This window comes from Streptacidiphilus neutrinimicus (assembly GCF_000787815.1).
Lineage (GTDB): Bacteria > Actinomycetota > Actinomycetes > Streptomycetales > Streptomycetaceae > Streptacidiphilus > Streptacidiphilus neutrinimicus.
In genome coordinates, this window is sequence record NZ_BBPO01000024.1 from 1 (window position 1) to 19,212 (window position 19,212).

General features: G+C 73.1%; 18 protein-coding genes and 1 pseudogene. 4 read left to right on the plus strand and 15 right to left on the minus strand.

Annotated features, from left to right (window positions below; all coding sequences use genetic code 11):
• From TR48_RS17220 to TR48_RS17245, 6 genes and pseudogenes are all read right to left on the minus strand, one after another.
• A pseudogene (locus TR48_RS17220) lies at positions 1-304 on the minus strand (hypothetical protein); the annotation flags it as partial.
• Positions 297-1,232: an AAA family ATPase gene (locus TR48_RS17225; protein WP_084729505.1), complete on the minus strand. Its 936-nt coding sequence runs from the start codon at positions 1,230-1,232 to the stop codon at positions 297-299. The gene TR48_RS17225 and the pseudogene TR48_RS17220, both read right to left, overlap by 8 nt.
• Complete coding sequence (locus TR48_RS17230; RefSeq protein ID WP_236652188.1) at positions 1,229-2,254, minus strand: XdhC family protein; 1,026 nt, start codon at positions 2,252-2,254, stop codon at positions 1,229-1,231. Before TR48_RS17230 ends, TR48_RS17225 begins: the two co-directional genes overlap by 4 nt.
• A complete protein-coding gene (locus TR48_RS17235) occupies positions 2,251-4,641 on the minus strand; it encodes an aerobic carbon-monoxide dehydrogenase large subunit (RefSeq protein ID WP_042368053.1) in 2,391 nt (796 codons plus the stop codon). Before TR48_RS17235 ends, TR48_RS17230 begins: the two co-directional genes overlap by 4 nt.
• Entirely contained in the window at positions 4,638-5,141 is a 504-nt protein-coding gene (locus TR48_RS17240; protein ID WP_042368058.1) for a (2Fe-2S)-binding protein, read from the minus strand. Before TR48_RS17240 ends, TR48_RS17235 begins: the two co-directional genes overlap by 4 nt.
• A gap of 2 nt (positions 5,142-5,143) precedes the next feature.
• Positions 5,144-6,046: an FAD binding domain-containing protein gene (locus tag TR48_RS17245; protein ID WP_042368060.1), complete on the minus strand. Its 903-nt coding sequence runs from the start codon at positions 6,044-6,046 to the stop codon at positions 5,144-5,146.
• 176 nt (positions 6,047-6,222) lie between these two features.
• On the opposite strand from TR48_RS17245, the gene TR48_RS17250 reads away from it, so the two are divergent.
• The 3 genes from TR48_RS17250 to TR48_RS17260 all read left to right on the plus strand — a co-directional run bounded on the left by TR48_RS17250 (position 6,223) and on the right by TR48_RS17260 (position 8,750).
• Entirely contained in the window at positions 6,223-7,230 is a 1,008-nt protein-coding gene (locus TR48_RS17250) for a LysR family transcriptional regulator (protein WP_042368062.1), read from the plus strand.
• Positions 7,231-7,319: 89 nt separating this feature from the next.
• The gene (locus TR48_RS17255; RefSeq protein WP_042368064.1) at positions 7,320-8,006 is read left to right on the plus strand and encodes an SRPBCC family protein; all 687 of its coding nucleotides are present in this window, start codon (positions 7,320-7,322) and stop codon (positions 8,004-8,006) included.
• Between the two features lie 291 nt (positions 8,007-8,297).
• On the plus strand, positions 8,298-8,750 hold the full coding sequence (locus tag TR48_RS17260) for a hypothetical protein (RefSeq protein WP_042368066.1): 453 nt from the start codon (positions 8,298-8,300) through the stop codon (positions 8,748-8,750).
• Between the two features lie 4 nt (positions 8,751-8,754).
• Here TR48_RS17260 and TR48_RS17265 read toward each other — a convergent pair whose 3' ends face one another.
• Both TR48_RS17265 and TR48_RS17270 read right to left on the minus strand, forming a co-directional pair.
• A complete protein-coding gene (locus TR48_RS17265) occupies positions 8,755-9,480 on the minus strand; it encodes an SDR family NAD(P)-dependent oxidoreductase (RefSeq protein ID WP_042368068.1) in 726 nt (241 codons plus the stop codon).
• A 405-nt stretch (positions 9,481-9,885) separates the two neighbouring features.
• Positions 9,886-10,203 (minus strand): UBP-type zinc finger domain-containing protein, encoded by a 318-nt coding sequence (locus TR48_RS17270; RefSeq protein WP_084729507.1) that lies wholly within the window; start codon positions 10,201-10,203, stop codon positions 9,886-9,888.
• A 157-nt stretch (positions 10,204-10,360) separates the two neighbouring features.
• On the opposite strand from TR48_RS17270, the gene TR48_RS17275 reads away from it, so the two are divergent.
• Positions 10,361-10,753 carry a hypothetical protein gene (locus tag TR48_RS17275; RefSeq protein ID WP_042368071.1) on the plus strand — a complete coding sequence of 131 codons (393 nt, stop codon included), beginning with the start codon at positions 10,361-10,363 and terminating at the stop codon, positions 10,751-10,753.
• A gap of 37 nt (positions 10,754-10,790) precedes the next feature.
• Here the strand turns inward: TR48_RS17275 and TR48_RS43320 are convergent, their stop codons facing one another.
• The 7 genes from TR48_RS43320 to TR48_RS17305 form a co-directional block, all read right to left on the minus strand.
• On the minus strand, positions 10,791-10,943 hold the full coding sequence (locus tag TR48_RS43320) for a hypothetical protein (protein WP_161789848.1): 153 nt from the start codon (positions 10,941-10,943) through the stop codon (positions 10,791-10,793).
• 164 nt (positions 10,944-11,107) lie between these two features.
• Positions 11,108-11,344: a hypothetical protein gene (locus tag TR48_RS44380; RefSeq protein WP_042368073.1), complete on the minus strand. Its 237-nt coding sequence runs from the start codon at positions 11,342-11,344 to the stop codon at positions 11,108-11,110.
• Between the two features lie 89 nt (positions 11,345-11,433).
• Complete coding sequence (locus TR48_RS17285) at positions 11,434-12,027, minus strand: hypothetical protein (protein ID WP_236652189.1); 594 nt, start codon at positions 12,025-12,027, stop codon at positions 11,434-11,436.
• Between the two features lie 643 nt (positions 12,028-12,670).
• Positions 12,671-13,942 (minus strand): phenylacetate--CoA ligase family protein, encoded by a 1,272-nt coding sequence (locus tag TR48_RS17290; protein ID WP_042368075.1) that lies wholly within the window; start codon positions 13,940-13,942, stop codon positions 12,671-12,673.
• A 107-nt stretch (positions 13,943-14,049) separates the two neighbouring features.
• Positions 14,050-16,575 (minus strand): acyl-CoA reductase, encoded by a 2,526-nt coding sequence (locus TR48_RS17295; RefSeq protein WP_042368077.1) that lies wholly within the window; start codon positions 16,573-16,575, stop codon positions 14,050-14,052.
• Positions 16,572-17,744 (minus strand): LuxE/PaaK family acyltransferase, encoded by a 1,173-nt coding sequence (locus TR48_RS17300; protein ID WP_042368079.1) that lies wholly within the window; start codon positions 17,742-17,744, stop codon positions 16,572-16,574. The genes TR48_RS17295 and TR48_RS17300 overlap by 4 nt, the downstream gene beginning before the upstream one ends.
• Positions 17,741-18,892: a GNAT family N-acetyltransferase gene (locus TR48_RS17305; protein ID WP_042368084.1), complete on the minus strand. Its 1,152-nt coding sequence runs from the start codon at positions 18,890-18,892 to the stop codon at positions 17,741-17,743. Before TR48_RS17305 ends, TR48_RS17300 begins: the two co-directional genes overlap by 4 nt.
• Positions 18,893-19,212 lie beyond the last annotated feature (320 nt).

Consider the following 19,212-nt stretch of genomic DNA (forward strand, 5'->3'; position numbering starts at 1 on the left):
GTCCCGGCTCGTGTCCCGGAGCGGTGTCGTCCGGGTGCCGTCCTTCGCTGTCGCCGCGCGCGCCGAACAGCTGCGCGAAGACGAGGTCGAAGGGCTCGATCTGCTCGCGGCCGGTGACGAACGCGAGCCGCGCGGCCCAGTACAGCGCCGTGCGGTCCACCGGCCGGAGCAGGCGCGAGGCGTCCTGGAACCGGGCGCAGCGCTCGGGGTCGGCCGACAGGCCCGCCCGGCGCAGCTCGGCTCCGAGCCGGGCGGCGAACTCCGCCCGGTCGAAGGTCGGCGGCGCGACGCCGGACTCAGTCATCGCCCTCGCCCACCAGCCAGTCCAGGCCGCGGGCGCGCACGAGGTCCTGGTCCTCGCGGTACTTGACGAGGAGCCCGAGCGTGCGGTCCGCGGCGGCCGCGTCGACCCGCTCCACCCCCAGTAGGCTCAGGGCGCGGATCCAGTCGATGCCCTCGGCGATGCCGGGAGCCTTCTGCAGCTCCGGCAGCCGCAGCCGGCGCACCGCCGCCGCGACGCCGGAGGCGAGGACGCGCGGGCTGTCCGGGACACGGCGCCGCAGGATCTCGGCCACGCGCTCCACGTCGGGGTAGTCGATCCAGTGGTAGACGCAGCGGCGCTTGAGGGCGTCGTGCAGGTCCCGGGTGCGGTTCGAGGTCAGCACGATGACCGGGGCGACGGTCGCCCGGACGGTTCCGCGCTCGGGGATCGTGACGGCGGCCTCGGCGAGCACCTCCAGCAGAAAGGCCTCGAAGTCGTCGTCCGCCCGGTCGATCTCGTCGATCAGCAGCACGGCCGGAGCCGGCCCCGGATGGGTGAGCGCCGCGAGGATCGGACGGCGCAGCAGGAAGGCGTCGGAGAAGAGGTCGGCCTCGGCCAGGGGCGTCCCCTGACTCTCGGCCAGGCGGATGGCGAGCAGTTGCCTGGGGTAGTTCCACTCGTACAGCGCCTCGGCGACGTCCAGGCCGTCGTAGCACTGAAGCCGGATCAGCGGGGTGTCGAGCACGGCGGCGAGGGCCTTGGCCGCCTCCGTCTTGCCGACGCCCGGTTCGCCCTCCAGCAGCAGCGGCTGGGGCAGCCGCAGCGCCAGGAAGAGCGCCGTGCACAGCCCGGTGTCGGTGAGGTAGCCCACGGCGTCGAGCGAGGCCCGCAGCGTCTCCACGTCCGGCGCGGCGCGGGCGACGGCTCCCCGGGCGTCGACGCCCGGGGCCGACCGGACGTCCTCGGTCATGACGGGTCCGGGTACCCGGCGGGGTCGGCGGCGAAGCGGTCACGGCACCCGGTCGAGCAGAACCAGCGGGTCGTGCCCGCCGCCTCGAAGGCGGGCGTGTCCGCGAGGACGGCCACGGTCATGCCGCAGACCGGGTCGAGGGCTGTCGGCGGTCCGGCCTGCCGCGTGTCGTCCGTCGCGCCACGGCCTGCGGCGGCGTGTTCGTCGCCGCCGCTCTCATCGGTCCTGAAGGGCACCGCGTGCCGGGAGGCGACGAGCTCGGCGAGGATCGAGACGGCGATCTCGCCCGGCGTGCGCGCCCCGATCCACAGACCGGCCGGGGTGTGGATCCGGGACCGCTGCGGTTCGGTCAGGTCGAGGCCGGCCAGCACCGCGGCGCCGCGCCTGCGGCTGGCGACCAGGGCGACGTAGGGCACCTCGGCGCGGGCGGCGAGGGTCAGCAGCTGCTCCTCGTCACGCCCGTGGGAGGCCACCACGACGGCTTCGACGTCCTCGAGCCGGTCGGGCGCCACCTCCTCGGGTGTCACGCCGCGCAGGTCGTAGTCCAGGCCCGGGCCGAGCGCCAGCAGCGCCTGCGCGATGGGCGTCCGGCCGAGGACGAGGACGGTGGGGGCGGGGCGCAGCGGCTCCAGGAAGATCTCCAACTCGCCGCCGGACAGGCAGGGGTTGGTCACCACGAGAGCGCCGTCGTCGGGCGCGCGGAGTTCCGCGGAGTCCGCGCCCACGGGCGTCGGCGGTTCCTTCGTCGGCGGTTCCTCGAGGACCTCCGGGGCGACCGGGGAGATCCGCAGCAGCAGGGATTCGCCGCTGGTCAGCAGCCGCAGCGCCTGCAGGCGCACCGTCGCCTCGGTGCAGACGCCGCCGACGAAGCCCTCGATCCGGCCGTCGCCCAGCACCAGCGCGGTGTCCCCCGGACGCGCGCTGGCGGGCCGCCGCGTGCGCACCACGGTCGCCTTCACGAACGGCACGTGATGGGCGATCAGGTCGGCCATCCGCGCGTCCAGCGCCGCTCCTGGCCTCACTGCGGCGCTCCCACCCCGCCGTGCATGGCCTGCCAGACGCGTCCCGGGGTGAGCGGCATGTCGGCGTGGCGGACGCCGATGGCGTCCATGACCGCGTTGACGACCGCCGCGGGCGAGCCGACGGTGGCGGACTCGCCGATGCCCTTGGCCCCGATGGGGTGGTGCGGGGAGGGGGTGACGGTGTGGTCCAGCTCCCAGGCGGGCACCTCCAGCGCGGTCGGCAGCAGGTAGTCCATGAACGACCCGGACAGGCAGTTGCCGTCCTCGTCGAAGGCGATGATCTCCATCAGGGCCATGCCGACGCCGTCGGCGAGACCGCCGTGCACCTGGCCCTCGATGATGGTCGGGTTGATCCGGGTGCCGCAGTCGTCGACCGCGACGAACCGGCGGACCTTCACCGCGCCCGTGCCGGGGTCCACGTCGACGACGCAGATGTAGGCGCCGTAGGGGTAGGTGAGGTTGGGCGGGTTGTAGACCGTGGTGGCCTCCAGATGACCCTCCACCCCCTCGGGAAGTTCCAGCACGCCGTGCGCGGCGAGCGCGATCTCCTGGATCGTCCTGGCGTTGCCCGGGTCGCCCTTGACGAGCCATCGGCCCTTCTCCCACTCCAGGTCGTCGGGGGCGATCTCCAGCATCGCGCCCGCGATGATCCGGGACTTGTCGCGGACCTTGCGCGCCACGACCGCCGCCGCGGCCCCGGACACCGGGGTCGAGCGGCTGCCGTAGGTGCCGAGCCCGAACGGGGTCTGGTCGGTGTCGCCGTGCACGACCTCGATGTCCTCCGGGGGGATGCCCAGCTCCTCGGCGACGATCTGCGCGAACGTCGTCTCGTGGCCCTGGCCCTGGCTCTGCACGCTGATCCGCAGCACCGCCTTGCCGGTCGGGTGGATCCGCAGCTCGCAGCCGTCGGCCATGCCGAGCCCGAGGATGTCCATATGGGCGCGCGGACCCGCGCCCACGGTCTCGGTGAAGAACGAGACGCCGACGCCCATCAGCTCGCCGCGCTCCCGGCGCTCGGCCTGCTCGCGGCGCAGCTCCTGGTACCCGGCGACGTCCAGCGCCTTGCGCAGGGTGGTCGGGTAGTCGCCCGAGTCGTACTCCCAGCCCGTCTTGTTGTGGTACGGGAACTGCTCGGGGCGCAGCAGGTTCTTCATCCGCAGCTCGGCCGGGTCCTCGCCGAGCTCGTCCGCCAGGCAGTCCACCATGCGCTCGATCAGGTACACCGCCTCGGTGACCCGGAACGAGCAGGCGTACGCGACGCCGCCGGGCGCCTTGTTGGTGTAGACGCCGGTGACCTTGCAGTGCGCGGCCTCGATGTCGTAGGAGCCGGTGAAGATGTGGAAGAAGCCGGCCGGGTACTTGGTGGGCTGCGCGGTGCCGTTGAAGGCGCCGTGGTCCGCCAGGACGTCCACACGCACGGCGAGGATGCGGCCGTCGCGGGTGGCCGCGATCTCGCCGTGCATGTGGTAATCGCGGGCGAAGGAGGTGCTCATGAGGTTCTCGGAGCGGTCCTCGACCCACTTCACCGGCTTGCCCGTCAGGATCGAGCCGACGACGGCGCAGACGTAGCCCGGGTAGATGCCGACCTTGTTGCCGAAGCCCCCGCCGATGTCGGGCGAGACCACCCGGATCTTGTGCTCCGGCAGGCCCGCGACCATCGCGTACAGGGTGCGGTGGGCGTGCGGCGCCTGCGTGGTCTCCCACAGCGTCAGCTTGCCCTCGACGGGGTCCATGTCGGCGACGCAGCCGCAGGTCTCCAGCGGCGCCGGGTGCACCCGGGGGTAGAGCATGTCCTGGGTGACGACCACGTCGGCGCGGGCGAAGACCGCGTCGGTGGCGGCCTTGTCCCCGGCCTCCCAGTCGAAGATGTGGTTGTCGGTCCTGCCCTCCTGGTCGTCGCGGATCACCGGCGCGCCCGGGTCCAGGGCGTGCCGGGCGTCGATCACCGGGTCCAGCGGCTCGTACTCGACGTCGATCAGCTCGACGGCGTCGCGCGCCGCGTAGTGGTCCTCGGCGACGACGAAGGCGACCTCCTGGCCCTGGAAGCGCACCTTGTCGGTGGCCAGCACGGCCTGGGTGTCCATCGACAGCGTCGGCATCCAGGCCAGGCCCAGACCCTCCAGCGTCGCGCCGGTGATGACGGCCTTGACCTTGGGGTGCGACTCGGCCGCCGAGGTGTCGATCGACACGATCCGGGCGTGCGCCAGCGGGCTGCGCAGCACGGCCCCGTGCAGCATGCCGGGCAGCTGGATGTCGTCGACGTAGTGACCCTTGCCCCGGACGAAGCGCGGGTCCTCCTTGCGCCGGAGCCTGCCGTAGCCGATCGGGCGCTCCTCGGGCGCGGCTGCCGGCTCGGGTGCGGGCGCGCTCTCCTCGACGGTGGTCATGCCGCGCTCCCCGCGGTCTGGGCAGGCGCCTGCTCGGCCTCTGCCGGATGCTGCGCGGCCCACTGGACCGCGCGGACGATGTTCAGGTAGCCGGTGCACCGGCACAGCTGCCCGGAGATGGCCTCGCGGATCTCGTCCTCGGACGGGTCGGGGTTGCGGTCCAGCAACGCCCGCGCGGTCATCATCATGCCGGGGGTGCAGAATCCGCACTGCAGTCCGTGCTTCTCGATGAAGCCCTGCTGGACGGGGTCGAGACCGTCCGGTCCCTCCAGGCCCTCGACCGTCCGCACCTCGTGCCCCGCCGCCATGGCGGCCAGGACGGTGCAGCTCTTGACGGGTTCCCCGTCCATGAGCACCACGCAGGTGCCGCAGTTGCTGGTGTCGCAGCCCCAGTGGGTGCCGGTCAGGCCGAGGTCGTCGCGCAGGAAGCGCACCAGCAGGTGCCGGGCCTCCACGTCGGCGCTGCGGTCCTCGCCGTTGACGTTGATGGTGACCTGCATGGTCAGCCGTCCTCTCCGGCCGCACCCGCCGCGAGCGCGGCCACTGCGGCGCGATCCGCGGCGCGGCGCAGCGCGCGCCGGGTGAGCTCGTCGGCCAGGTGCCGTTTGTACTCCGCGCTGCCCCGCCCGTCGGTGACGGGGTCGCAGTCCTCGGCGGCGGACCGCCCGGCCGCGGCGAACGCCTCCTCGGTGGGTTCCCGTCCGAGCAGCGCCTGCTCCGCGCGGACGGAGTTGACCGTCGCCGCCCCGAGCGCCGCCAGCGCGATGCCGGCCTGCGTGATCCGGCCGCCCTCCAGCGCCACGGCCGCGCCCGACGCGGCCACCGCCCAGTCCCCGGCCTTGCGTTCGACCTTCTCGTAGGCGCTGCCCGCGTTCGCCACCAGGGGCAGGCGGATCTCCACGAGCATCTCGGCGGGGCCGACCTCGGTCTCGTAGGGTCCGCGGTAGAACTCCGCCATGGGGATCACGCGCGTCCCGTTCCGGCCGCGGACCACCAGGGCGGCGCGCAGGGCGGCGCACACCGCCGAGAGGTCCTCGGACGGGTCGGCCTGGCACAGCGAGCCGCCGATGGTGCCGCGGTTGCGGACCGGCGGGTCGGCGATGACCCGTTCGGCGTCGTGGAAGATCGGGAAGTGGCGGAAGACCAGCTCCGACTCCAGCAGGCTGCGGTGGCGCGTCAGGGCGCCCACGCGCAGCTCGCCGCCCTCGACGCGGAGGTAGTCGAGATCGCTCAGGTCGTTGATGTCGATCAGGTACTCCGGCCGGGCCAGCCTGAGCTTCATCATCGGCAGCAGGCTGTGGCCGCCCGCGACGACCCGAGCCTCCTCGCCGAGGCTCTCCAACAGGGCGAGCGCGTCCTCGACGCTCGACGCGCGCCGGTACTCGAATGCCGCCGGAACCTGCACGTCGGCCTCCTTGCTCCGCGGCCCCGGGTGTGGGCCGGCCTGGTGCCCCGCGTGGTCACGCGTTGCCGCTTGGTCGCACTGTGACCCCGGTGAACCGGCCGGTCAACGGTGACTGAAGTGAATGCTTAAGAGGCTCGGCGCAGACTGGAGGCAGTGGCGATGATGCGGGAGGCGGTGTGACCCTCACCCAACTGCGCGCGTTCGTCACGGTGGCCCGGCTGGGCTCGGTCAAGGCCGCCGCGCTGTCCCTGCGCGTCAGCGAGCCGGCCGTCTCCGGCGCGGTCGCCGCCCTGCGCCGCGAGCTCGGCGACCCGCTCTTCGTCCGGGCGGCCGGCGGGATCGCGCTGACGCCGGGAGGCCGGCGGCTGGCCGCCGGGGCGGCGGAGATCGTGGGCCTGGCCGAGGACACCCGCAGGCGCGTCCGCGAGGCCCGGACCGGCAGCTCCTACCTGCGCGTGGCGACCACCGAGTCCAGCGCGGAGCAGATCGTCCCGCCGCTGCTGGAGGCATTCGTCCGGCGGCAGCCCGACGTGGAGACGACCACCATCGCCATGCCCGCGGCCCTGCTCGACCAGGTCCTGCGCGACCGCGGCGCGGACGTCGTCATCGGGGCCGCCAGCGAGACCCTGCCGGCCGACGAGGCCGTCGAACGCGTCCCCTTCCTCCGCTTCCAGCTCGTCGTCATCGCCTCCCCGGTCCGCCGGGGCGAGCGTCCGCCGGGGCCGGGCCTGCCCCGTCCGGGCGCCGGGCGGCCGCGCCTGCTCGACAGCGGGCTGCCCAGGGAGCACTGGCTGCTCGGGCCGGGCGGCCTGGACCCTGGCACACCGGCCGGGGCGTTCCTGGCCCGGCACGGCGTCGGCGAGGCCTGCGCGTCGATCTTCCCCAGCGCCACCGCGGCCTGGAACGCCGTCGCGGCCGGGGACGGCGTCTCGATCGCCCCCGTCCACCTGGTCCGCGACCAGCTGCGGCGCGGCGCCCTCACCGTCGTCGACGTCCCCGGAACGCCGGTGGGCGGCGTGCACTACGCCGGCGTGCTGGGGGGCGACCGCCGCTCCCAGGCCGCGTCCGCGCTGTGCCGCTTCGTCACCACGCCGGTGGCTCTGGAGAGCCTGCTGGCCCGGGCCACCGGCGTGCCGGTGGGCCATTACCGGCCGACGGTCCACGTGACGCTGTGGTCCACGTGACGCCGTGGTCCACCTGACGCTGTGGAGCTGAGCCGCGGGGCACAACCGAATCCCGAAGCGAAGACAGAAGACAGGAGGCGTTTCCCGCCATGGAGTTCAGCAACGAGTTCCGCGTGAGCCTGCCCGTCGAACCGGCCTGGGACCTGTTCACCGACGTCGAACGGCTCGTCCCGTGCATGCCCGGCGCGCAGCTGACGCAGACCGAGGGCGAGGTCTTCCACGGCACGGTCAAGGTGAAGGTGGGGCCGGTGACGGTGCAGTACAAGGGCGTCGCCTCGTTCGAGGAGCGGGACGCCGCGAGCCGCACGGTGCGGATCAAGGCGTCCGGACGCGACACCCACGGCCAGGGGAACGCCGAGGCCCACGTCACCGTGCGGCTCCGCCCCGAGGGCGAGGGCACGGGCGTCACGGTGGACACCCGGCTCAGCGTCACCGGGAAGGCGGCGCAGTTCGGCAAGTCCGTGATGGAGGACATCAGCAAGAAGCTGATCGCGCAGTTCGTGGACTGCCTGGAGAGCAGGCTGGCGCAGCCGTCGTCGCCTCCTCCGGAGAAGGAGGAAGAGGCGAAGGAGCCGGTCGAGCCCGAGACCGCGGAGCGGGCGGCGGCGCCCGTGCCCACGGCAGCCGCGACGGCGGCGGACGACGGCGCCGAGGCGATCGACCTGCTCGGTCTCGCCCGTGGGCCCGTGCTGAAGCGGTTCGCCCCGGTGGCCCTCGGCGCGCTCTGCCTGCTCGGTCTGGCGCTGTGGTTCGGACGACGCCGTCGCTGCCACTGAAACAGGCTCTGACCAGGCCTTTCGTCTCACTCGGCGCGGCCGCGGCCATGGCTTCGGGGCTTACTGTGTGCGATCGACTATGTGCCGTCCGAGGCCGCCGGTCTTGCCATGTGGGACAAACGGGATCGACGTGGCGTAGGCCACATAAGCCCCATACCTTATTCGAACGGGCACGACCGACCCCGGAAGTCGGCCGATTGAGGGTCCAAGCGCGCGCATGGCGCGGCACCGCATTCAGGCGGTGCGCCACACGAAAAGCCCGCCGTACGCGCACTCAGAGGAGTACGGACCATGCTCTCCCCCAAGATCGTCGGACTGGCGCTGTTCAGCGCCGCAGCAGCTGTCACCGCCGTCGCGGCCCCCGCGCTCGCGGCCCAGCCGCACCAGGCGCCGTCCACCACCGCGGTCGTCCTCGACTGCGCGGGCCAGGCGCAGAACCAGCCCGGCACGTTCCTGGTCGCCTGCGGCGACGGCAACAACTACCTCTCCGGTCTGCACTGGGCCGACTGGGGAACCGCCACCGCCACCGCGACGGGCACCGACAACGCCAACGACTGCACGCCGAACTGCGCGGCCGGAGCCTTCCACCAATTCCCGGCGACCGTCACACTCACCAAGCCCGAGCCGTGGGCCGGACATCCCGGAAGCACCCGCTACACCGAGCTGGACCTGCACTACACCGGCGCACGTCCGACCGGCCTCCCGGCGGACCTCGTCGTCCACCTGGTCGCCCCGCCGGCCTGAGCCGTCACAGCTCGGCGCCTGTCTCCTCGGCCAGCGCCATGACGAGGCGGTCCTGGAACGCCTCGTCATGGACGGCGCGGTGCGGCTCCTGCCGCTCCTGGTGGTACCAGTACCCGCCGGTGGTCAGGGCCGGGGGCTCGTCGCTGACGGCGAGCCACTCCTGCGTCACATGACCGAGTTCGAGGTCGTCCGGGGCGTTCGGCCCGCCCATCCTGGTCGGCACCCAGCCGGGATCCACGGCGTTGCTCAGCACCTCCGGACGCAGGCGCGCCACCGCCGCCGCCAGGGCCGTCACGAACAGCTTGCTGTCCGCGTACGAGCCCGCACGCCGTCCGTGCCAGTCGACCCCGGCGAGCGAGGGCTGCCCGCCGAAGTGGGAGCCGCTGCTCAGGTAGACCAGCCGGCGCGGGCCCGGCAGTAGCGCGGTGAGCAGGTAGGGCGCGACGACGTTGACGGGCATGACCGCCCGTCCGCTCCACACGCCCGCGTTGTGGATCACCGCGTCGAGCGGCGGCCCGCCGCCGAGCTCGGCGGCGCAGCGGCGCACGTCCTCACGGTCGCCGAAGTCGCCCACGACGATGCCCGCCCCGCGTGCGACCAGCGTCTCCAGGCTCGCCGCGCGCTCGGGGTTGCGGGCGTGCACGACCACGTCGTGCCCGGCCGCCAGTAGGGCCTCCGCCGCGGCCCGCCCGAGGCCCTGCGCGGAACCGGTCACCAGCACCCGACTCATGATCGCCCAACCTCTCGTCCCTGCCTGGCCGAGCCAGGAGTGCCGCTCAGTTGAAGCGTAGGCCCCACGCCGGACGCGCACCCGCACCTTGACCCCGTCACCCGCGCCGGGGCGGCCGGGGCAGCTGGGGCAGATGGGCAAGCGATGCGCCAACGATGCCGAGGGAGCCCTCGAACGGGGCCCGTCAGGCTGGCAGCATCGAGGAAGCACACCGGGAGCACGCCGGGAGGAAGCCATGACCGGTCACGTCGTCCCCGCACGCCGGGTCCAGCAGCCGGTCCCGGCCACAGGTCCGGCCACTGGGCCGTCTGGAGGGACTGGCCCCTCCGGAGGGACTGGCCCGTCCGGAGGGGATGCCCGAGCGCGGGTCCTCCACCTGCGTCGGGATCCCCGTCCACCACCCGGTCAGCCCTGTTCCAGGAACACCGCGTCGGCGTAGCACCACCCCCAGGCCTCACCGGCCTTCAACGTGCGGGCCAGGGGATGTCCCGTGACCGCGAAGTGCTCGTAGGCGTGCCGTCCCGGTGAGCTGTCGCAGCAGCCCACGGCGCCGCACTCCAGGCACGCCAGCAGGTTCACCCAGGAGCCGCCCGGCGCGAGGCACCGGGAGCACCCCTCCGCGACGGCCGTGACCGGCCGGGCGCGCTCCAGGTGACGGCACGTTCGTTTCCGGGCCGCACCGGGAGGCTGCGTCACCCGCCAGGTCGCGGACTCCTCGCTCATCACCCGTCAATCATGGCGCGCTCGCCGCCCGGAGGACGAGATGCAGCAGACGAAAAGCCGGCTCGGGTCGGGACGTCCCCTCGCGCCGCCCCGATCACGGCCCCTCTCACGGCCCCTCTCACGGCCCGTTTCGAGGCCCCGACCGCGACCTCAGGGCGTGCTCGTGCTCCTGTGGCGCGTCGCCGCGGTCGTCTTCCTCGTGGTCGCCTCTGTCTCCGCCGCCCTGCAGGCGGCGCGGTGGGCCGAGGGCGGCCCGATCGGCCCGGCGGCCGCCCTCGGCGCGGATGCCGTCGTGCTTGCCGCGGCCGCGGTCGTCGTCGCGGTGACCGCCCGGCGTGAGGCGCGACTGGGGGTCGCGCTGGTGACGGCGGTCCAACTCGCCGCCCTCGCCGCAGCGCGGGAGACCGGAGGCCTCTCGGCCGTGAGGCCCGCCGGTGACGGCGGACAGGTGACCAGGCTCCTGTGCGGCGGAGCGGCCGCGGTGGTGAGTCTGGCGCTGCTCGCCTGGCTCGACGACCGCGACGGGGACGCGTCCGGCCCAGGCGTCTGAAACCGCTTCGTGGGGGCGCGGCCTGACCGCCGCCGCGTCAGGGATCGGGTTCGCGCGGGCTGCCCTCCGCCCAGACCTGTTCCAGCGCCTCCATGTGCTGCCAGCACTCGCCGCAGCGGCTCGGCGGCGAGATCGTGTGCGCGTCGGTGATCGGCCTGGTGGCGGTGGTCAGCGGGAAGCGCGACCGCACAGGGCGGAGGCCGAGCCCTGCCGGACGACGTGCCAGCTGAGGGCCTCCGGTCCGGCCGGGTCGGCGGGCTGCCGGGCCCGCAGTTCGTAGCCGCTCATACCGTCCCATCCTCCCGGCTGGTCGCCCGGCGGCCGCCTGCGCGGATGGGCCGCCGCGCGTGCGGATCAGTGCCACACCTCGGGGCCGCCGCCCTGCCACTCCACCAGCCGGGGGTCGTCGAGATCGCCGTCATCGAGTCCCGCGCGGCGCATCAGGTCCAGGACGTCCTCCAGGTCGTGGGCGACCCCGACGTGGGCGGTGACGATGTCCACGCGCCGGAAGGGGTCCTCGTCCGCGTCGGTCACCGGGTGGACGACGACGTGCGCGGCGTGGCCGCGCGTCTCGGGCCGTGGCTCGCTCATACCTCCAGCCTGCGGCCACCGGCACGGGCGTGCATCCGCGACGTGCGCGCCGCGTGCGCGTCGCCGTGCCGGGTCCGGGCGTCCACGGCTCAGCGGGCCTGTCCGGCGGAGAGGCGCTGCTGGGCATGGCCGGCGGTCACCTTGGCGAGCTCGTGCCAGAAGGGTGCCGCCGTCAGGTAGGCGCCGAGGCCGGAAAGGATGCCCAGCGAGAGGTCCACGCTGACGCGGCCCTCCTTGGCCCAGTAGACGTCCTGGAGGTCCAGCAGCAGCGCGAACTCGTCGGCGATCAGCGCCGCGCCCGCGCCGTAGGCCGCGCCGACCCCCGGGTGGCCGGTGAACTTCGCGTCCCCGCGGACGGCGACCAGCCCGACGCCCGCGAGCGTCGCGATGCCGATGTTGTAGTGGTGCAGGTGTTTGCCCCCGGCCGAGATGTTGCCCCAGGGCAGCCAGCCGCCGCGGATCCCGTGCGTGATGAGGCGGACGGTGCCGAACGTCGCTCCGAACGAGAGCCATGTCGCCAGCAACGACCGCTGCACGGGGGAGGTGTGCCGGTCCAGCGTCGCCCGCCAGCGTGCCGGCAGGCTCGAGCCGGGAGGGCACTCCTCGTCCCCGGGAGCGGCCGATCGCCGCCGTTCGTCCTCGGCCCCTTCCGCCATGACGCCTCCCTGAACCTGTGCGGACATCCACTCCTTCCGATCGTCCACCCGCCCGCCCGGATCCGCCCACGCACCGGGGCCTCGCGCTGGGTAATACGTTTCGAGTCAAATGTTAATTTTGTAGCTATGCCGCAGGGCTCCTGCTCGGGTAGCGCTGCTCGTGCTCGACGCCGGTCCGCGCCGGAAGCCGTGGCACGCTGGTGATCGTGGAGCTGGCTGAAGACTGAAGGCACTGTCTCGAAATCCCGCGCGAGCACGCTGGCAGCAGGAGGCCCCGCGCCGGGGAACCGGGCGGGGCCGACGAAGCAGACAACCGCACCAGCAGCGCCGACAACGGTCTTGGCGGCTGATGTGTGCGGAGCCTGGAGTTCCGGCGGGGGCCCGGGCCTGTTTGACCCGGTCGACGACCTGGCGAGCAGTCGGGCACCCACCTGGGGCGACTGCGAGGCCCCGACCGTCGCGGCGGTGTCGAGCCTTGACCCCGGAGAGACTGGGCCGGACACGAGGGCGCCGGGGGTCGTGCTTGTGGCCAACCCGCCCCGATGGCAACTCGACTGAGACGCTTTCTGATCAACATCTCAGGCGAGTTGCAGCACGCACGTCAGACCTTCGTCTGAACGCGAGCCGTCCGGGACAAGACAGGGCGCCGCCGCTCGGGGCGGCCCAGGGGTCAGGACATGCGCTCGTCGAGGAGGCGGACGAGCTTGCCGGTGCGCGGGTTGACCGTCAGGTCTGCGGCGGTGACCCACTCCAGGGCGAGGGGGTGGATCAGGCCGCGGCGGACGTGGTCGTCGAACATCGGGCGGGTCTCGCCCAGGCGGCGGGCGATGTCGTGGGCCAGAGCCTGGCGGTCGCCTTCGCCCGGTGTGGTGTCGGCGAGACGCAGGACGAGTTCGTCGAGCTCGTCGCGGTGCCGCAGGACGATCTGCAGGTCGGCGATCCGGCAGCGCTCGTCCGCCGCGGCGACGACGCCGCGCAGATCCTCCAGGTAGACGGTGACCGGGCCGACGCGGGCGCCCTCCTCGGAGCGGCCGAGGAGCCGGAACCGGCGCTGCGGGAAGTCCGTCCACTCCGCCAGGTCGCCGACCGGGTAGCGGATGACCGGCATCAGCCTGCGGGCGAGGTCGGTGGCCACCACGCGGCCGGGACGGCCGGGTTCCTCGATCGGCTCGCCGGTGACCGGGTCCAGCAGCTCGACGACCTTGTCCGCGGTGAAGACCTGGTGGATGCGCTGGTCGGACTCGCCCGCCACCGGCCCGGCCAGGACGCCCGCGTCGACGCTGGCGTAGCCGATGGAGCGGACCTCGGCCGCGGGGAAGGCCCGCGCCAGCAGGGCGAGCTGGTCGCCGTAGAAGGCCTCGCCGCTGAACAGGACCAGCCGCACGTCCTGCAGCGTGCCCGGCCCGGCGACGACCGCGCGGGCCAGCCGGCACAGCGAGGTGGGCGGCGCGGCGAGCACCGTCGCCGAGAAGTCGCGCAGCGTGGCGATGGTGGTGTCCAGCGGGGCGGCGCCGCCGATCGGCAGCTGGACGGTGGGGATCGGCGCTTCCTGGAGCAGGTTGAGTGTGAAGACGAAGCTCGAGTACAGCTCGCCGGCGTAGAAGAGGTTGGCCACCCGGTCGCCCGGGAGAAGCCCGGCGGCGGGCAGGCCCTCCCCGAAGCGGTGGCACATCGCGCGCCACTCCTCGCGGGTGTAGCGCGAGACGCGGGGCGCGCCGGTGGTGCCGCCGGTCTTGAAGACGATCCCGTCGTCGTGCGGGCCGGTCAGGACGCTGCTGGTGGTGGCGCCGTGGGCCTGCCAGAAGGCGGTGTGGTCGACCAGGGGCAGCGCGGTCAGGTCGCCGGTCGCGGCGGGCAGGTCGGCGTAGAGGTCACGGTAGAACGGCGAGTGCTGCCGCACGAAGGCGATCAGGTCCGCCGTGGTGGTCTGGTGAGGGGTCATCGGTCCGGGTCTCGTCCGTGTCGTCTCTGGGGAGGGGCGGCACCGGGCCGGACGGCGAGGGGGCCGTCCGACCCGGGGTGCAGCGGGCTGCGAGGTGCGGGGCTGCGTCAGCGGTTGCGGACCCGGCGGTCGACCACGGCCGGGAGCTTGCCGCTGGCGGCGGTGCGCTCGAAGGCGTCCGACGGCAGGTGCTCCACGCGGAGGTCGACCAGCCGGTCGCGGACGACCGCCGCCGCGAGCTCGGGGTAGCCGTCCAGGAAGGCCTGCGCGGTCGCCTCGGCGGTCGAAGCCTCGGCTCCCGCCTCCGCCTCGAGCCGCACCGTCAGCGACTCGCTGGTGGCGTCCTCGTCCAGCACGATCTGCAGAGCGCCCCGGTGGCCCAGGTTCTCCTCGGCCACGGCGACGAAGCGGCGGACGTTGAGGAAGTGGCTGCCGCTGCGGAAGATGTCTCCGAACCGGCCCAGCAGCTCGAAGCGGGGCGTGCGCCGGCCGCACGGGCAGTCGCCGGGCGTCCAGCGCCCGAGGTCGCCGATCTCGTAGCGGTCCAGGCGCTGCCCGCGCCGCGTGTGCGCGGTGAACACCAGGCGGCCGGTCTCGCCGACGGCGGCGGGACGGTCCTCGTCCATCGCGAGGATCTCCAGCGTGTGCAGACCGCTGAACAGGTGGTGCACCCGGTCCGGCGCGTCGGGGCACTGGTAGCCCAGCGGACCCGCGTCGACGCTGCCGTAGGCGGCCGAGCGGATCACCTCGACCCCGAACTCGGTGCGCAGCCACTCCCGCTGGGCCTGCGGGAAGTGCTCGCCGCCGAAGAAGATCTTGCGCACGCCGCGGTAGGCGCGCAGCTCGGCCTCGCCGGCCGCGAACACGCGCAGCAGGTAGTTCGGCATGCCGAACAGCGTGTCGACCCCGTGCTCGACGATCGAGCGGGCGACCAGCGCGTGGTCGTCCTGCGCGGCCATCGGGTACTGCACGGCCTGCAGGGTCTCCAGCACCGAGAAGAAGCTGGAGAAGCCGCCGTAGAGCAGACCGCCGAAGAAGAGGTTCATCGCGCGGTCGGTGCGCACGTCGAAGCCCGCCGCCAGCAGGCCCTCGGCGCCGGAGCGCATGTGCTCGTGGTAGTCGTCCCAGGTGAACGCGGACAGCTTCGGCGCGCCGGAGCTGCCGCCGCTGCGGAAGAAGACCTCCGCGCGGCTCAGGTCGTCCTGGAGCAGCTCGAAGTCGCTCTTGGACACCACCTCGGCCTTCGGCGGCGCCAGCTCCCGAGCCGCGACCAGGTCGTCCAGGCACGCGTCGCCGCTGAAGCGCTCGTCCAACTGGACGTCCACGCGGCGGCTGTAGCGCTGGAGCGCGTAGACGCCGTCGTGCGGCTCGCCGTCGTAGCTGTCCAGCATGCGGCCCGGCACGGTGACGCGCTGCGCGCCCGCGGCGAGCACCGCCTGCGCCAGCGGCGCGGTGTCGGCGCGCGAGGCGCCGAGGCCGACCGTCTGGAGGTAGCGGCGCATCGGGCGCAGCACCTCCACGATCCGGGTGCGCGGCAGCGGCTTGACCCATACCGTGCGGTACAGCGGGGAGGCCCGCAGCGCGCTGCGCGTGTCGGCCAGCACCCGCCAGGTGCCGTCCGCGGCCTCGTGCACCCGGGTCAGGCCCAGGTGCTCCTCCAGCCTGGCGACCAGCACGGTGTTGCTGATCTCGGCACGCTCCAGCAGCTCCGGCGGGGCCGGGGAAAGCGCGGCCACGGCCTGGTCGAGGACGCCGGCGAACCGCTCGGCGAACGCGAAGACCTGTTCGTCGTCATCGGTGTCGAGGTAGACGACCTGCGGGCTGGAGCAGGCCTGCTGGTCCAGTCGGCAGATGTCCTCCGCGATGCCGCGCAGCGTCTCGGGCGAGGACCAGGTGTCCTCGGTCAGGTAGCCGAAGGACAGCTTGGGGCCCCAGTCGATGAGACGGCAGCCCGGCGGCACCAGGGCGGCGACCCCGGCGATGGCCTCCTCGCCGCCCCAGGCGGCGACCGCGTCCGCTTGCTCGCACAGGCGCCGTAGCCACTCGGTGCGGCTGGAGGGGAAGTTCAGCACGATCGTGCGCGCGGCCAGCAGGCCGCTGGGGTCCAGGTCCGCGAGCTCCGCCAGCAGCATCTGGGTGAACCGCGAACCGCCGCTGGTCTTCACCGCGTTGACGTTGCCCGCCAGCAGCCCCTCGACCACGCTGAGCGCGCCCGCGGCCGGGGCGTTGCCCGGGGCGACGTGGACCAGCAGCCCGACCGGCAGCCAGCCCTCGAAGATCTCGCGCCGGAAGTCGAAGCGGGCCAGCCGGCCCGGGTCGATCCCGCCGAGCTCACGCATGAGCTTGGTCTCCAGCGGCTCCCGGCCGAGCGCCTCGGCGACGTCGCGCAGGGTACGGGCGGCCTCGTGGGCCGGAACGCCCGAGGCCTCCAACTCGGCTGCCAGGCGCAGCGACTGGGGGCTGTGCGCGTCGGCAAGGGCGTGGGACAGCAGGTCACAGGCGGCCAGCACGACCAGCGGGCTGAGCTGGTGCCCGAGCGCCGTGCGCACGTCCTCTCCGAGCGTGTCCAGACGCTTCTCGGCCTCGGCGTCGTCGACCCAGGCGCCCTGCCAGTAGTGCTGATCGATCGTCATGACGTTCCCTTGAGCAGTTCGGCGGCGGCGACGGCACAGCTGCGGTTACGGCTGACCCCGGCCCGCCCGTGCACGGCGAACCAGGGGGTGGGCAGCCCGCAGCCGCACTCCTCGGGGGAGTGCTGCGAGACCAGGTCGCCCATGAGCACCGACTGCGCCGGCACCGAGGTGATGTAGGGGGAGACGAACTGGGCGTAGCCGCGCTCCCCGTAGGGCAGCGGCTCCAGCGTGCCCACGTCGCGCACCAGCATCCGCGACCAGGTCGGCACGTGCAGCCGGTGGTTGGCGCACTCCATGTACAGCACCGAGTGCTCGACCGCGCCGTAGCCGTCGCGGATCCGCTCGTCGGGGATGCCCAGCTGGTCGTGGATGCGGCGGTAGAGCTCCGGCTTGGCGACCTGCTTGTCGGCGTGGCCCTTCCAGCCGCCGCCGAAGACGACCAGCGAACGCGGGTCCAACCGCACCGGGGGCAGGCCGAGATCGCGCATCCGGTCCAGGGTGAAGGACAGGAACGCGGGGAAGCCCAGGATCCGCACCGGGGCGCCCTCCTCCGCGTAGCGCAGCAGGGCCCGCGCGCAGCCGAAGGGGTCGAACTCGTGCCCCGCGCCGGTGTGCTTGAGCGCGTACTCGACGGACCGCACCGGCGCGAAGTGGCACAGGTACTCGTCCGTGAAGGAGGTGCCGAGGTTCAGGCCGGGCCGCGGCTGGTAGTTGGAGAGCAGGTAGTTGACCGGCTCCTCCTCGCCCAGCCAGCCGTAGGAGTCGAAGACCCGGGCGACCATCCGCTGCCCGTTGCGCAGCGTCCAGTGGTCGAAGAACATCTGCGACTTCTGCCCGGTCGTTCCGGAGGAGGTGACGTGCAGCGCGACGTCCTGCTCAGGGATGGAGACGATCTCGTGGGCCTTGAAGAAGTTGGCGTGCACGTAGGGGAGTCGGTGCAGCTCGTCGATGCCGCCCAGCGGCGCACCGCCGGTGGGGCCGGACTCGAAGAGCCGCGCGAAGAACGGCGACCTGGCCGCGTGCCACGCGTTGGACTCGTTCATCGCCCGGACGAACAGCTCGTCCAGCTCTGCGCCGACGGCGTACGGCTCGGCGATGTCGCACAGCTGCTGGACGTGCGCGAGCGCGGCCGGGTCCGGGACCGCGACCGGGTCAAGATACTGGCTCATTGAAAGATCCCGTGGGTGTTGAGGTACCGCTGCTTCCACAGCTCGATGTACTGCTCGGTGAAGGGGCGGAAGGCGGCGTCGATGGCCAGGCCGCGGAAGTCGAGGGGCTTCATGGTGCGCGCCATCACCACGTAGTCGCGGTAGCCGTCGCCCTCGCGGCGCATCGCCGGATAGGCGGCGGCCGGCAGAAACCCGTTGCCGAGCAGCAGGTTCAGGTCCGCGTAGCGGTCCAGCGGCAGCAGCATCTCGATGTGCAGCGCGCCGTGGTCGGACAGGGTGCTGATCACCGCGTCGAGGTCGCCGCCGCGCTCCGACAGACCCGGAGCCGTGGCGACGAGCGCGCAGTAGCCGTCGCCCCGGTTCAGTTGGGCGTAGACCTCGAAGCCGCCGTCCTCGGCGGTGAGCAGCACGTTCGGCGTGTGGAAGGGGTAGAACCGGTCCCCGGGCTCGGGGACCGCCTCGGCGAACCGGCGCCGGACGAACGCGGGCGCGTCCACGAGCTCGAAGGAGGACGCGGCGCGCGGTCCGACGTGGTCGGGGGTCTGCGTGGTCCGCTCGTCCACCGTGGGCCGGGGCGCGTCGGGCAGGCCGACGGTCTCGTGGACCGCGTCGACCAGGCCGCCGAGCCCGGCCGGCACCCGCGGCACCGCGAGGCGCTGTTCCAGGACTCCGGGCCGGTGACGGGCCAGGAGCACCATGGTCTCGTGGCGTTCGGACTTGCGCAGGTTCGGGAACACGCCGAGGGCCTTGAACCCGCTCTGCAGACAGATGCGTTGCGGCGCAGTGGAGTTGGTGCGCGCCGTCGCGTAGACGGAGTCCACCGGCTGCTCGCCCAGGATCTGGTCGCTGAGCTCCTGTACGGCCTGTCGTGCGATCCCGCCGCCGCGGGCGTCGGGGTGGACGGCCAGTCCCTGCAGTTTGCCCAGTCGCTCCTGGGGCGAGACGGTGCCGAGAATCGAGGCGACCAGCCGCCCCTGCGGGCCGGTGCGGGCCACCAGCCAGGTGGTCGTGGGGGAGTCGATCTCCCGCGCCATCACCTCCCGGTCGGTGCCGAGAGGCAGGGTGTACGAGCTGCCGTACACGGCCCGATAGAGCGTCAGCAGCTCGTCGATGTCGTCCGTGCGGGCAGCACGGAATTGCGCAGCCAATGTACCTCCCCAAAGTCCCCCCGGGCGCCCGGGGTTCACCCGGGGCCGGATTTCACCCTCGCAGTCGGAACGGTCCTGGATGAGGTGTCCGCGTGTGGTGGATCCTGCACGAAGCAGGCCGTGCCGCAACCCGCCTGGTGTCTTGACCTGCGGGGCGGCGAACCGAAAGGAGGAGCCGGGTCCGCGCTGCGGAGCGGACCGACAAGATCACTGTAACCCGTCGGAAGGGGCCGTAACGACACGTCAAGTGTCTTTTCCTGTAAGGACGCCATGAATGGGACGAGGATCACATCGACGGCGAACCGTTGGGAATGGGCAGG